General features: G+C 40.4%; 17 protein-coding genes. 11 read left to right on the top strand and 6 right to left on the bottom strand.

Annotated elements, in window-relative coordinates:
• Positions 1 to 97 precede the first annotated feature (97 nt).
• The 11 genes from Q0590_RS20120 to Q0590_RS20070 all read left to right on the top strand — a co-directional run bounded on the left by Q0590_RS20120 (position 98) and on the right by Q0590_RS20070 (position 7,951).
• Positions 98 to 1,006, top strand: a complete 909-nt coding sequence (locus tag Q0590_RS20120; RefSeq protein ID WP_302039395.1) for a M23 family metallopeptidase — start codon at positions 98 to 100, stop codon at positions 1,004 to 1,006.
• 14 nt (positions 1,007 to 1,020) lie between these two features.
• Positions 1,021 to 1,449, top strand: coding sequence for a bactofilin family protein (locus tag Q0590_RS20115; RefSeq protein ID WP_302039394.1), 429 nt, complete (start codon positions 1,021 to 1,023; stop codon positions 1,447 to 1,449).
• A complete protein-coding gene (locus tag Q0590_RS20110) occupies positions 1,412 to 1,630 on the top strand; it encodes an AtpZ/AtpI family protein (protein ID WP_302039393.1) in 219 nt (72 codons plus the stop codon). The genes Q0590_RS20115 and Q0590_RS20110 overlap by 38 nt, the downstream gene beginning before the upstream one ends.
• Before the next feature lie 2 nt (positions 1,631 to 1,632).
• On the top strand, positions 1,633 to 2,031 hold the full coding sequence (locus tag Q0590_RS20105; RefSeq protein ID WP_302039392.1) for a hypothetical protein: 399 nt from the start codon (positions 1,633 to 1,635) through the stop codon (positions 2,029 to 2,031).
• Complete coding sequence (atpB, locus tag Q0590_RS20100; RefSeq protein WP_302039391.1) at positions 2,009 to 3,079, top strand: F0F1 ATP synthase subunit A; 1,071 nt, start codon at positions 2,009 to 2,011, stop codon at positions 3,077 to 3,079. Before Q0590_RS20105 ends, atpB begins: the two co-directional genes overlap by 23 nt.
• 54 nt (positions 3,080 to 3,133) lie before the next feature.
• Positions 3,134 to 3,391, top strand: a complete 258-nt coding sequence (atpE, locus tag Q0590_RS20095) for an ATP synthase F0 subunit C (RefSeq protein ID WP_302039390.1) — start codon at positions 3,134 to 3,136, stop codon at positions 3,389 to 3,391.
• A gap of 151 nt (positions 3,392 to 3,542) precedes the next feature.
• The gene (locus Q0590_RS20090) at positions 3,543 to 4,037 is read left to right on the top strand and encodes a F0F1 ATP synthase subunit B (protein WP_302039389.1); all 495 of its coding nucleotides are present in this window, start codon (positions 3,543 to 3,545) and stop codon (positions 4,035 to 4,037) included.
• Between the two features lie 6 nt (positions 4,038 to 4,043).
• Positions 4,044 to 4,580 (top strand): ATP synthase F1 subunit delta, encoded by a 537-nt coding sequence (atpH, locus tag Q0590_RS20085; protein WP_302039388.1) that lies wholly within the window; start codon positions 4,044 to 4,046, stop codon positions 4,578 to 4,580.
• Positions 4,581 to 4,609: 29 nt separating this feature from the next.
• On the top strand, positions 4,610 to 6,190 hold the full coding sequence (atpA, locus tag Q0590_RS20080; protein WP_302039387.1) for a F0F1 ATP synthase subunit alpha: 1,581 nt from the start codon (positions 4,610 to 4,612) through the stop codon (positions 6,188 to 6,190).
• A gap of 80 nt (positions 6,191 to 6,270) precedes the next feature.
• Positions 6,271 to 7,158 (top strand): ATP synthase F1 subunit gamma, encoded by an 888-nt coding sequence (gene atpG, locus Q0590_RS20075; protein WP_302039386.1) that lies wholly within the window; start codon positions 6,271 to 6,273, stop codon positions 7,156 to 7,158.
• Between the two features lie 154 nt (positions 7,159 to 7,312).
• Entirely contained in the window at positions 7,313 to 7,951 is a 639-nt protein-coding gene (locus Q0590_RS20070; protein ID WP_302039385.1) for a MarC family NAAT transporter, read from the top strand.
• A gap of 26 nt (positions 7,952 to 7,977) precedes the next feature.
• Here Q0590_RS20070 and Q0590_RS20065 read toward each other — a convergent pair whose 3' ends face one another.
• The 6 genes from Q0590_RS20065 to Q0590_RS20040 form a co-directional block, all read right to left on the bottom strand.
• A complete protein-coding gene (locus tag Q0590_RS20065; protein ID WP_302039384.1) occupies positions 7,978 to 8,595 on the bottom strand; it encodes a TVP38/TMEM64 family protein in 618 nt (205 codons plus the stop codon).
• Positions 8,596 to 8,877: 282 nt separating this feature from the next.
• Complete coding sequence (locus tag Q0590_RS20060) at positions 8,878 to 9,621, bottom strand: head GIN domain-containing protein (protein WP_302039383.1); 744 nt, start codon at positions 9,619 to 9,621, stop codon at positions 8,878 to 8,880.
• A gap of 60 nt (positions 9,622 to 9,681) precedes the next feature.
• On the bottom strand, positions 9,682 to 9,996 hold the full coding sequence (locus Q0590_RS20055) for a hypothetical protein (RefSeq protein WP_302039382.1): 315 nt from the start codon (positions 9,994 to 9,996) through the stop codon (positions 9,682 to 9,684).
• 21 nt (positions 9,997 to 10,017) lie between these two features.
• The gene (locus Q0590_RS20050) at positions 10,018 to 10,383 is read right to left on the bottom strand and encodes a GntR family transcriptional regulator (RefSeq protein WP_302039381.1); all 366 of its coding nucleotides are present in this window, start codon (positions 10,381 to 10,383) and stop codon (positions 10,018 to 10,020) included.
• On the bottom strand, positions 10,384 to 11,118 hold the full coding sequence (locus Q0590_RS20045) for a hypothetical protein (protein ID WP_302039380.1): 735 nt from the start codon (positions 11,116 to 11,118) through the stop codon (positions 10,384 to 10,386).
• Positions 11,119 to 11,125: 7 nt separating this feature from the next.
• Complete coding sequence (locus Q0590_RS20040; protein ID WP_302039379.1) at positions 11,126 to 11,962, bottom strand: ABC transporter ATP-binding protein; 837 nt, start codon at positions 11,960 to 11,962, stop codon at positions 11,126 to 11,128.
• Between the last annotated feature and the right edge of the window lie 69 nt (positions 11,963 to 12,031).

The following is a 12,031-nucleotide window of genomic DNA, read 5'->3' as shown; positions in this document are numbered from 1 at the left end:
TAAACACTGCGATACATTACTAAACCATTCAAACCAAAGATTTTTTGTAACCAGTATATCCTTATTTTTGAATGACACACAATTTAATTTGTAAACGTTGAAAGGTAAAAAAACATTCTCTGACTGGTTAACAAACCGCTATCTGCTGGTAGTAAGAAATGAGGAAAACTTTGCTGAAAAAACTACCTTTAGCTTTACCTATGCAAAAATAATTGTTTTTATAACGATTACCGTCATCTTTTTATTCTCTTTTTCCTTTTATCTTTCCAATACTATACTTTCCAGATGGTTCCATCCGGCTGGCCGCCAGATGGTCCTGAATAAGAAAATAATTCAGTTAAGTGCCGTAGTAGATTCATTGGAAAATCAGCTGGCATACCGGGATAAAGCATTAACCGGCATAAGCAAAGTACTCCATGGAGACGATAAATTTTTAAAGCAGGACCTGGCTGAAAGTACGCAGGAAGATACCCTTAAAGATAAACCAAAACCCTCTCATATTGACAGCATTGCATCAGTAGATGCAGAGCTGCGAAAGGAGTTTGAAAACAAAACTTCTCTGGAAGCTGAAGTTAAGGTACCTGTACGTTCCGTAGCCAATAGCTTATCAGTTAATGAATCAGATGATTTGTACCGGATGTTTTTATTCTCTCCCATAAATGGAGGTATGGTTACACAGAAGTTTGACGCCAAAGCGGCCCACTACGGACTTGATATTGTGGCCAAGAAGGATGAGCCGGTAAAGTGTGTAGCCGATGGTACCGTAATTCTTTCCTCCTGGACGAATGACAGCGGACATATTATAGCCGTGCAACACCAGGGAAATTTGATTTCAGTATACAAGCATAATTCTGTGCTGCTTAAAAAGATGGGAAGCTTTGTACGGGCCGGAGAAATAATATCAGTTATTGGAAATAGCGGCGAACTGACCACAGGCCCGCACTTACATTTTGAGTTATGGCACAATAGCAACCCTATTGACCCGGAAATATTTGTTTCATTATAAATTATTAACTAGTTATGTTTAACAACGGCAAAGATGCAAAAAGAGAGCAGGCAGAACTAAGTGGTTCCAGCACCCAGATTATGAAGGGCACTACGGTAGAAGGGAATATTGAAACGTTTGGAAATGTGCGAATTGAGGGCAAAATCATTGGCAATATTAAATCTAAATCTAAAATAGCCCTGGGCGACTCTTCTTTCGTTGAAGGAAATATAATCTCTCAGAATGCAGAAATTGCAGGAGAAGTAACCGGCACCGTAGAAGTAACAGATATTCTGACGCTGAAATCTACCGCCAATATTAAAGGAGATATCATAACAGGCAAATTGATAGTAGAAGCTGGTGCCGTATGGAATGGAACAATTAAAATGGGTAATGCTCCCAAAGAGTCTAAAGAGCATATATTGAATGGACGAACCGAAGAACAAAAAGAAGCAGTTAAATAATTATGTAAAATACTCAGGATTGGGCTTTCAGATGATGGCTACCTTGGGTATTGCTGTTTGGGGAGGTATAAAATTAGATGAATGGCTGGAATTGAAATTTCCGGCTTTCACCGTAGCTTTGCCTTGTATTGCACTAATAGGTTCGCTGATTATTTTTATCAGGAGTCTTCCCAAAGAGTAACTATGCTAAAAATCATCCTCTTCACAGCTGTTCTGGTGATAGTAATTTATCTGGCGAATCAGTTTTTTATACCTGACCTGATTCATACACAAATATGGATAATGCTAGGTTTCTTTTTTGCTCTGGCGGTTATGGGGCACCGCATTACAGAAATGGCCTTCCAGCGGAGTAAGGATAATGTGGCCATATTTTATTTTGTGGTCATGCTGATACGCCTGCTGATCAGTATTATATTTATTGGAATTTTTCTCTATAAAGGGGTTCAGGACAGAGTTCTGTTTGTGATGAATTTTTTTATTCTGTATTTATTGTATGTAGCATTTGAAATTAATTCCTTATTGACTAACTTGCGGCGCAATTCAAGACAGCAGGAGAGACATGAACCGCAAAACTTTTCGTAAATTTCTGACCTTCACTCACGTATTATTTTTTTCAATTTTATTTTCCACTACTGCATTTTCCCAAGAACATACAGAGACAGGAGAGGAAACCGAGGAAGAGTTTAAAGTAAGCGAAATGATCATGCACCACGTAGGTGATTCACATGAATGGCATTTTGCTACGATTGGACATACCCATATAACACTTCCGTTACCAGTTATTATTTATTCGGCCGATCAGGGGTTAGAAGTTTTCTCTTCCAGCAAATTTCATAACGAAAGCCTTTCATACGGCGATTATAAGCTTGATGAACACGATCATATTGTATCGCAGTCAGGTAGAAAATTCTACGATCTTTCTATCACCAAAAATGTAGCTTCCCTGTTTTTAAGTGCTATTCTACTTGTGGTTATCTTCTCAAGCATAGCCGGTGCCTATACCAAAAACAGAGGAAAAGCGCCTAGTGGCATACAATCTTTCTTTGAACCGCTTATTGTGTTTATCCGGGATGATGTGGCTAAGCCTGCTATAGCCGGCAAAGACAAACATGGCCGGCCTAAGTATGAAAAATACATGCCTTATCTGCTTACTGTATTTTTCTTTATCTGGTTCAATAACTTACTAGGTTTGATGCCCGGTGGAGCTAATTTAACAGGTAACATAGCGGTTACAGGAGTGCTTGCCTTAATCACCTTATGCATTACGTTATTTAGCAGCAATAAATATTACTGGCAGCACATATTTGCTACGCCAGGTGTACCTAAATGGCTTTTGCCAATTATGATTCCGGTAGAATTGATTGGCGTATTTACCAAGCCATTTTCTTTGATGGTTCGTCTGTTTGCAAACATTACAGCCGGGCATATTATCATTTTAAGTTTGCTGGGGCTCATATTTGTAGCCAAAAATATTGCGGTTAGTGCAGCTATTGTGCCATTTGCTCTGTTTATGAACTTAATTGAGTTAATGGTTGCTATACTTCAGGCATATATCTTTACCCTTTTATCTGCCATGTATATTGGTAGCGCAGTAGAAGGCCACGAAGATCATGATGATTACGGTCATTAAGAATGATCTTCCCTGTATTTGGAAATTCTTTGTTTCACTTAATAAATCTCTATCATGTTACTTAGTTTATTGTTACAAGCAGCCAACGATATGGGGCTTGCAATCATGGGTGCAGGTATCGGTGCAGGACTTGTTGCGTTAGGCGCAGGTTTAGGCATTGGCCGTATTGGTGGCACCGCAACAGAAGCTATTGCGCGTCAGCCAGAAGCTTCCGGAAAAATTCAAACAGCTATGCTGATTTCAGCAGCCTTTATTGAAGGTGTGGCCCTGTTTGGTGTAGTAGTATGTCTGCTTATTGCAACAGCTACCTAGTAGAAAATTTGTATGAATTAAAATCCTGTACTTCGGCATTAGGCCGGGTGCAGGATTTTTAAAGAAACAAAGAATACCTTACCAATTCTGATTGAGTATAAGTAAAATATTTATAATCAATAAATTATAAAAAAGATAAGTAGTTGATCCTATGAATTTAGTAACACCCGGCTTAGGTTTAATATTCTGGCAGTTAGTCACCTTTCTTTTAGTACTCTTCCTACTGGCTAAATTTGCCTGGAAACCTATTATGAGTTCTCTCAGAGAAAGAGAAGAAAGTATAGAAGGTGCTTTACGGGCTGCCGAACAAGCAAAAACAGATATGGCAAAGTTGAAAGCAGAAAATGAAAAACTGCTGGAAGAGGCCAGAGTAGAAAGAGATGCTATGTTGCGCAAAGCACAGCAAACATCGGAAGCTATTGTAGAAGAAGCTAAAAACAAAGCCTCTGTAGAAAGTGCCAAAATTGTTGAAAGTGCCAAACAGCAGATAAATGCCGAACGTCAGGCAGCGTTAGCTGATATTAAAAGACAGGTAGCAACTTTATCTATCGAAATAGCAGAAAAATTACTTCGCAATCAGTTGAAGGAAGAAAAAGCACAGCGCGACCTGGTAGATCAGTTGGTAAAAGATGCAAGTTTAAACTAATACACAATGGCAGAATCCAGAGTTGCATATAGGTACGCAAAAGCTTTAATTGAACTGGCACAGGAGAAAAATGTGCTGGAGCAGGTACATACAGACATGCAGTTTTTTGTGCAAACGATAGATAACAACCGGCCTTTGTATTTGATGTTGCAGAGCCCTATTGTACCGCATGCAAAGAAATATAATGTTATGCGGGATTTATTTCAGAGCCGTTTGCATCCGATTACTTTCTCTATTTTTGAAATCATTACTAGAAAGAATCGGGAAGAAGTTCTGTATGGCGTAGCTAAAGCCTTTCATGAACTATATAATAAACACAAAAATATTCATGTAGCGCATGTTACAACCACTTTTCCGTTAGACGATAGTTTGCGGGCTCAGTTCAGGCAAATGGCTGGAGAAACGTTAGGGAAAAAGATAGAGCTAGAAGAAAAAATAGACCCCAGCCTGATAGGCGGTTTTGTTTTACGGGTAGGCGATAAGCAAATTGATCAGTCAATTAAAAGTAAGTTGCAAAAATTAGAACAAGAATTTAAGTCATAATCCATATACATATATAATCAAACTCTGATATGGTACAAGTAAGACCCGATGAGGTTTCAGCAATATTAAGAGCTCAGTTAGCTAATGCTACTACTGAAGCAGAATTACAGGAAGTAGGTACGGTGTTGCAGGTAGGAGATGGGGTAGCCCGCATTTATGGCCTTACCAATGCACAATCCGGCGAAATTATTGAATTTTCAAATGGGGTAAGAGGCCTGGTTCTTAACCTGGAAGAAGATAACGTAGGTGCGGTAATTTTAGGAGATTACCAGGGAATTAAAGAAGGTGACACTGCCAGACGAACCAATACTATTGCTTCCATACAAGTAGGCGATAGCATGTGTGGCCGTGTATTGAATACACTAGGCCAACCGATAGACGGCGGTCCGTCTTTAACAGGTCCATTGTACGATATGCCCCTGGAAAGAAAAGCTCCTGGCGTAATTTACCGTCAGCCGGTGAACGAGCCGCTGCAAACAGGTATTATGGCTATTGATGCCATGATTCCAATTGGCAGAGGTCAGCGGGAGCTAATTATTGGTGACCGTCAGACAGGTAAAACAGCAGTAGCCATTGATGCTATTATCAATCAACGGGAGTTTTACGATAAAGGTCAGCCGGTATATTGCATTTATGTAGCCATTGGCCAGAAAGCAAGTACAGTAGCACAGATAGTAAATGCCTTAACAAAAGGCGGCGCAATGCCCTATACCATTGTAGTAGCGGCTTCTGCTTCTGACCCTGCTCCCATGCAGTTTTATGCGCCTTTCACTGGTGCTGCCATTGGTGAGTATTTCAGAGATACCGGACGTCCGGCTTTAGTTGTTTACGACGATTTATCTAAACAAGCCGTAGCCTATCGTGAAGTGTCTTTGCTGTTAAGAAGACCTCCGGGCCGCGAAGCCTATCCAGGAGACGTATTCTATCTGCACAGCCGTTTGCTGGAAAGAGCTGCCAAAGTAATTGCTATTGATGAAATAGCTAAAAATATGAATGATTTGCCGGATAATCTACGGCCGATTGTAAAAGGCGGCGGATCATTAACTGCTCTTCCAATTATTGAAACGCAGGCTGGCGACGTTTCGGCTTATATTCCAACTAATGTAATTTCCATTACTGACGGCCAGATATTCCTGGAAACGAACTTGTTTAACGCAGGTATTCGTCCGGCAATCAACGTAGGTATTTCAGTGTCTCGGGTAGGTGGTAATGCGCAAATCAAATCTATGAAGAAAGTGGCCGGTACCTTAAAGCTGGATCAGGCACAGTTCCGGGAACTGGAAGCTTTTTCTAAATTCGGTTCTGACCTGGATGCTTCTACCAAGCGTACTATTGAAAGAGGCCGTATTAACCAGGAAATTCTGAAGCAGCCTCAATTCTCACCTACACCAGTTGAACATCAAGTAGCTATTATTTATGCCTCTACCAATGGCTTAATGGATGGTGTGCCTATTACCCGGGTGAAAGAATATCAGAAGGAATTTGCTACACTGCTAACGGCGAATCATAAGGCTACTTTGGACGCTTTACGGGCTGGCAAGTTAGATGATAGTGTAACCAACGTATTGAAGCAGGTAGCTTTGGATATTGCCAAGAGATATAAGAAATAAATGCGCTTGTTGGCTGATGTACTAGTGAATAAGATTAGTGCATCAGCCAACCGGCACATAAAACCATTAGCATATTAACTATGCCTAGTTTAAAAGAAGTAAGACTTAGGATTCAATCAATAAATTCGACGCAGCAGATTACAAAAGCCATGAAAATGGTGGCAGCTGCTAAACTGCGCCGGGCACAGGATGCTATTATTCAGATGCGTCCGTATACTCAGCGCTTACAAACGATTCTTCAGAATATTTCTTCACAATTAGAAGACGAAGCCTCTAACCCATACGCCGAAGAGCGGGAACCCAACAAAGTATTATTGGTTGTAATTACCTCAGACCGTGGTCTGGCAGGTGCTTTCAATGCCAATGTTACCAAAGCAGTGAATTCTCTGTTAACAGGTAAGTATGCTAGCCAGGCTGCTGCAGGCAATGTGCAATTGCTGACCATTGGAAAAAAAGGCAACGATTTTTTCGGCAGAAGAAAGTATCCGCTCAATTCTGAATATGCTACGCTGTTTTCTTCATTAAACTTTAACCAGGCACGCCGGGTGGCAGAATTTGCCATGGATGGTTTTCTTGCCCGGCGTTTCGACCGGGTAGAGCTGGTATATAATGAATTTAAAAACGTGGCTACGCAAATTATCCGCACAGAGCAGTTTCTACCTATTGTTGAGGTAAAAAATGAATCGCAGAAAGCTTCTACCACGAATTATATATTTGAGCCTTCGGAGAAAGAAATTTTTGCAGAGCTGATTCCTAAAACACTGAAGATACAATTCTACAAAGCTTTACTGGAGTCTAACGCTTCGGAACATGGCGCCCGGATGACTGCTATGGATAAAGCCACTGATAATGCAAAAGAATTATTGAAAGACTTGAAATTGATTTATAACCGTACTCGTCAGGCTGCTATTACCAAAGAAATTCTTGAGATTGTTGGTGGGGCAGAAGCATTGGCAAGCAATGGCTAATATTGATAAAATACCCAATAGAAAGCCTGTCTCACTCCAGACAGGCTTTTTTATTGGATTATCCGGAAAAGTGCACTGGAGGATAGACTTACTAACAATAAAGATATTCAGATTCACGTAACCTCACATGTAGAAATCTGTTTAATTTGCAACTATGGAAATTCTTTTAGCTACCTTTTCAGCCTTATTTCCGGTAATAAATCCTTTTGGTGCTACCCCCGTATTTCTGGCCTTGACCGGAGCCATGGACAAAGCCACCAGAAATGAACAGGCCCTGAAAGCTTGTTTATATGTGGTAGGTATTTTAGTGGTGTTCTTTTTTGCGGGAACGTTTATTCTTAACTTTTTTGGCTTACGCATAGAAGACCTGCGTATTGCCGGAGGTATACTTATTACCCGTTCCGGTTTGAGTTTACTGAATCCGGATGATGCACATAAGGGTAGCAAACGGCTATCTAAGGAAGTGCAGGAAGAAGGTTTAGAGAAAGAAGATATTTCATTCACCCCCTTGGCGATGCCCCTGCTCTCAGGTCCTGGTTCTATTGCCGTAGTAATCGGCATGTACAATAAAGCCACCGGCTATCATGAAGTAGGGTTTATTATAGCAGCCATTATTCTGGTAGCTATTGCCTCCTACCTTATCTTACGTTCTTCTCAGCAGTTTACCAGGTTTTTAGGAAAAAGTGGTATGGCGGCTCTTTCCCGGATGATGGGTTTTATTGTACTCTCCATCGGAGTCAGCTTTATTTTAAATGGTGTTCTGTCTCTGGTAAATATGTACCTGGAAAAGTAGCACCTTGAACATAACATCATCTCTCATTAGTAGGGTTTCCTCCAGCGGGTAATGAGCCAGATAAAGCCAGCCATGCCAATATTAATAAGAAACGCAACGCCTGCACTATTAAAAGAGGTAGAATAAGCCCCAGTTAACGAATAAACAAAGCTGATTGGAAGCAAACCAATAAATGAGTTTATCAGAATTTTTCTGAAACTCCATTGCAAGGTTCCGCTCATAATAGAAACTGATTCTGCGAGAACCGGAATTGGCCGTGAAGCAATAATAGCAATAGATCCATATTTTTCCAGAAAGGTGCGGGCTTTGGCTTCCTCTGCTACGGATGAAAACCTCTTAGCTAATCTGGTGCTTTTATAGCCGATAAAATATCCCACCATAGACGAAATAAGTCCACCCACTAAGGAAAGGATACCGCCAACCAAAAATCCGAAAAGTACACCGTTGCTAATCATAATGAAGCTGGAAGGTATGGGAAGAATAACATCTATACCCAGCAACAGGAGGCTAATAAAAGCTAAAAGTGGTTTAGATGTTTTGTTCTGCAATAGACCTTCAAAGGTGAAACCGCTGGCTTCAAAAAGAATAAAAGTAGTGATGGTAATAAAGCAGATAAAGATAAATATATAGATATAGCGGTTCATTCAGTTGAGGAAAGTACTGCTAAGATACTATTATTTCAATTGAAAACTCTAACAATGCTATCCCAGAGCGAGCTTATCCGTTTAGTGTGATTATATATTTTAGACAAGCGCTGGAATGGGTTGTTTGCTTCTCAAATGCAGGGAAATGTTACAATTGTGGGGTAAAATATTGAGGTCAGAATTTCAGTAACAAACGTAATCAGTACTACAGACTAAAAAATATATAACACCATCAGCGTTAGAGGCTGATATAGCTTGCTCCAACGCTGATGCTTGATTAAATTACCTTCTATGAGCTGTACCTCCGCTGTTAGAATTAATATTTGTTTTGGCCGGATCACCCCTGTAATTCAGTTCACTGCCGGTGTTAATTTCAGCTGTAAGTACCTGCGATACATTTACTGAAGTATTTGCACCGGTACTTGCCTCTACCATACATGTTTGTGTGAGTAAGTCTCCGGCATCCAACCTTGCACCTGTAGAAGCTTTTAAGCTGGCGGCTTCAGAGCTTCCATCCAGGTCAAACACAGCGCCAGTACTTACTTCACATTCCACGTTTTTGTATTGCAGATTTAGCCGTCCGTTGCTTCCGGAATTACTTTTGATATTCAGTCTATCGCCTGTTAAGGCATTGGTTGTTTCAATATACGATCCTTCTGTCATTTCCAGACTTTGTATAGCAGGCGCAGTAATAATTATTTCAATCTTCTCATCTTCATCTATCCTGCTGGTAGTTTCAATTACTAAAATTCCTTCGGTTACTTGGGTAGATACTAGCGGAACAATATTTTTGGCGGCATTAACCTCTACTTTTCTTTCCGGCCCTTGGGTTAGGCGCACTTCTAGTTTGCCTCGTACTTTTATACCGTTATACTCGCCCACGGTTCTGGCTTCAGTAGCGCGGTTGCTGTCGCCTTTTACGGCGTTACCTTTCTGATGATAATGCTTGGCCGTGCCAATAAACGCAGTTACCGCTATCAGAGCTACAATCAGCAGGCTGAGCAAAAGTTTATTACTTGTTTTCATATATCTAGTGGGAGTTAATTCATTTAATTAATTATACATTTTACTTTACCGAAACTGTTGTTATTTGGAAATAAGGCCTCTGCTAATCAGCTTGTATGCCATCGGAAACAGCTTAGCCTTTTGGTCAGTTGTTCGATCTGTTGAATACGTAGTTGCTTCCTGAACTTCAGTTACCTCAGGTTTCTGCGCTGCAAAAGCCCGCCCTTTAATGGTAATGATGCTAAAGGCAGGAACCCTGCCAGCCTGTGCCACCTCATTCCCGGTGGCCGATATACTACCTGAATTTTTATATTCTCCGGCGACAACCAGGCAGAAAGCAATAGTCAGCAGCATAAGTACCGGTAATCCTATTAAAAGTTTATGGCCTGTTTTCATAGTGGTAAAGTAAAAATGTACTTAGTTATTCTTAATAAACTGTTGGTAATACCTTTGCAGATCTTCGAACGAGATTCCCAGCATTTGCATATTTCTGAAAACATCTGATAAATCTTCATTCACAAACTGCTCTTTTTTCAGTGCACGGGCTTTTTCGTATCCGTCGTCTGCCACATAATAGCCAATTCCTCTTTTGTTATAGATGATGCCTTTATCCTGCAAGTAGTTAAATGTACGCATCGTAGTGTTTGGGTTTACTTCAAATTCCACCGCCATATCCCGGATAGAGGGAATTTTTTCTCCGCCATTCCATTTCTTCTGAAGAATATTCTCGAAAAAGTGGTTAGCAATCTGTAAGTAAATAGCTTGATTTTCCTTGAAATCCATTTAAACCTCTCTTTCTTTTAAACTGAAATACGAAACTACTAATAAGAACGGCCCGAGTATATACCAGAAGAAAACATGGGCAAGTTGCGGAACGGTATTTTCTATTGATCCTTTAAACCCATTGTCAAAATCGCGGTCATTTACATTACCGCCACCAAACAACAACCAGAAGAGTAACCCGGCATATAATCCGATGAATATCTGGAATAGGAATAAAGATAAAACAGTCTTAAGGAAATTATACTTCCGGAAATAAGCAGCTCCCAGAAAAAACACCGTCTGAATTACCATATAGCTGCCAATAGCCTGAAAGGTATCATGGTCAAAGAAAGCAGGTACCGGATACGAATTACCAACCATAATTGTCGGAATCAGATAGATGAGATACGCTATAACAGAGAATACCACTACATACACCGGCGAGGTTAATATCCAGGAGCCTATTAATTTTTCTGCTGTGGAGACAGGTAAAGTCAGATAAAAGTAACTTTTCAGAGGCGTATGCAATTCAGCAAAAATATTGCTTGTCAGAATAAAGCCACCCAGAAAAAACACAAACAGGAAAAATCCTTTTAACCCTTCCATATTCTCTGGGCCATAGTAACCAGTCAGGATAGAAACAATCAGCATTGTTCCGAAGATAGCACCTGCAGCAATTAGTATGGGAGGTGCATTTAATACAGCTTGCCGCTGTATAAATTTTGTAAGCCTGCCTATATCAAATATATTATTCATAAGTCTGTTATTTTACGAAGTGAGAGTTAATAACGCTTGTATCTTTAATTACCCCATTGAAAAGTAACTCCAGGTCTACCCTGGTTTCCTGGCCTGATCTGTTGCGGGTAATGCCTGCCTTTCTGCCGGGCATATCTTCATGGTACAGAATATCGCTGGCGGGTACCCCTGCCAGGCTGTGTTCAAAAGCAAGCCGTTCAGATATTTCAGCAATATTCTTGTTGAAGATGATTTTGCCATTTTCTAGTACCACCACAAAGTCTATCAGGTTTTCCAGGTCACGTACCTGATGTGTGGAAATAATAATAATCTTGTCTTCGGTAAGGGCAGAGGCCACAATTTTGCGGAACTGGCTTTTAGATGGAATATCCAGGCCGTTGGTAGGTTCATCAAGAATCAGCACACGGGCATTGGTGGCCAGGCCAAAAGCAATCAGAAACTTTTTCTTCTGGCCGTAAGACAGCGTAGAAAGTTTAGCATCTGCCGGCAACTCAAATTCTGTTAAATATTTGTTGAACTGCTCATAGCTGAATTTAGCGTAGAATACTGCATTGCTTTTTGTATAGGCGTTCAATGCAATAGAAGGCAGTTCAAACTCTTCCGGAATAACATATATATCTTCCAACATTTGTGGAATTCTCTGGCTGGCCGTATAACCAAATACTTTGCATTGGCCACTCTGCGGATACAAAAGCCCGGCTATGTGTTTGAGCAAAGTAGATTTTCCAGCTCCATTTTTTCCAAGCAACCCATAAATAAATCCGGTCCCCAACTGCAGATTCAAATCTGTGAAGAGCGGTTTTTTATTTTTATACTTAAAATTTACGTTGTTTAGCTCTACCATTGTTTTATTGTTGTAGTGTACTACTTAACTAATACACTACAAATGTAATACATGATTTTAGATTTGCAA

The sequence above is a fragment of the Rhodocytophaga aerolata genome, from assembly GCF_030503435.1.
Classification (GTDB): domain Bacteria; phylum Bacteroidota; class Bacteroidia; order Cytophagales; family 172606-1; genus Rhodocytophaga; species Rhodocytophaga aerolata.
Note: the sequence above shows the minus strand (reverse complement) of the source record. Positions and strands in the feature narration are given on the sequence as shown.